Here is a 310-nt window from a genome sequence, read left to right as displayed (position 1 = left end):
GCGCGTCACCGCCTTGGCTTCGAGAATGCGCTCGCCCACCTTGGGCAGGGTGCGCCGTGGCAGGGCGACCGCACTCGGGTCGATGGTCTTCTGCTTCGCCTTCACCGGTACGAAGCGGGTGAGGATGGGCCACAGGCCGTCGCGGGCACGCTGCAGCACCAGCACCATCATCAGGCCGAACACGATCACTTCGAAGTTGCCGCTGGTGCCGAGGATGCGCGGCAGCAGATCCTGCAGCCACTGCTTGAGGATGGTGATTACGCCCGCACCGACGAGCGCGCCCCACACGTGACCGGCACCGCCGACCACA

General features: G+C 67.4%; 1 pseudogene. It reads right to left on the bottom strand.

The features are described from left to right. Positions 1-310, bottom strand: a pseudogene (locus AC22G6_RS21900) (metal-dependent hydrolase); the annotation flags it as partial.

Source organism: Parazoarcus sp. PS-13 R2A (genome assembly GCF_057621855.1).
Note: the sequence above shows the minus strand (reverse complement) of the source record. Positions and strands in the feature narration are given on the sequence as shown.